Source organism: Streptococcus sp. UMB1203 (genome assembly GCF_030217725.1).
Taxonomy (GTDB): Bacteria; Bacillota; Bacilli; order Lactobacillales; family Streptococcaceae; genus Streptococcus.
This window is the reverse complement of record NZ_JASOOK010000064.1, coordinates 1-1,366: the sequence shown is the minus strand read 5'-3', so window position 1 is coordinate 1,366 and position 1,366 is coordinate 1. Positions and strand designations below refer to the sequence as shown.

Annotated in this window: 1 protein-coding gene; it reads left to right on the top strand. The window is 37.3% G+C overall.

From position 1 onward, the window contains the following. Positions 1-123: 123 nt before the first annotated feature. On the top strand, positions 124-1,366 hold a 1,243-nt coding region (locus QP439_RS08885; protein WP_285389637.1), incomplete at its 3' end, for an ISL3 family transposase.

The following is a 1,366-nucleotide window of genomic DNA, read 5'->3' as shown; positions in this document are numbered from 1 at the left end:
GGCTCTATAATATTTGTAGTGGGTAAATCCCCTATGGATCTTATGGAGCCTTTTTTGTGTAGAAAAAAAGTCCCATAAGATCTATAATGAAAAGCGACAAAACAACTCATTAGAAAGATTCATATGGAACAATTACATTTTATCACAAAACTACTCGATATCAAAGACCCTAATATCCAATTTATAGATATCATCAATAGGGATACACACAAAGAAATCATCGCCAAACTGGACTACAATGCTCCATCTTGCCCTGAGTGCGGAAGTCAAATGAAGAAATATGATTTTCAAAAACCGTCTAAGATCCCTTACCTCGAAACGACTGGTATGCCTACTAGAATTCTACTTAAAAAGCGTCGTTTCAAGTGCTATCACTGTTCAAAAATGATGGTCGCTGAAACTTCTATCGTCAAGAAGAATCACCAAATTCCTCGTATTATCAACCAAAAAATTGCGCAAAAGTTGATTGAAAAGACTTCTATGACCGATATTGCTCATCAGTTAGCCATTTCAACATCAACTGTTATTCGCAAGCTTAATGACTTCCGTTTTAAGCCTGATTTTTCGTACCTCCCTGAGATTATGTCTTGGGACGAGTATGCTTTCACTAAGGGAAAGATGAGTTTTATTGCTCAAAATTTTGATAATCTTAATATCATCACTGTTCTTGAAGGAAGAACACAAGCTATCATTCGGAATCACTTTCTTCGCTACGATAGAGCCGTGCGCTGTCAGGTGAAAATCATTACTATGGATATGTTTAGTCCTTACTATGACTTGGCTAAACAGCTTTTTCCAAACGCTAAAATCGTGTTGGATCGTTTCCATATTGTCCAACACATGAGCCGTGCTATGAGTCGTATGCGTGTCCAAATCATGAATCAGTTTCATCGAAAATCTCATGAATACAAGGCTACCAAGCGCTACTGGAAACTCATCCAACAAGATAGCCGTAAACTGAGTGATAAGCGATTTTATCGCCCTACTTTTCGCATGCACTTAACCAATAAAGAGATTTTAGACAAGCTTTTGAGCTATTCAGAAGACTTGAAACACCACTACAATGTCTATCAGCTCTTACTCTTTCACTTTCAGAACAAGGAGGCAGATAAATTTTTCGGACTCATTGAGGACAATCTTAAGCTGGTTCATCCTCTTTTTCAGACTGTCTTTAAGACCTTTCTAAAGGACAAAGAGAAAATCGTCAATGCTCTTCAGTTACCCTATTCCAACGCAAAATTGGAAGCGACGAATAATCTCATCAAACTTATCAAACGCAATGCCTTTGGTTTTCGGAACTTTGAAAACTTCAAAAAACGGATTTTTATCGCTCTGAATATCAAAAAAGAAAGGACGAAATTTGTCC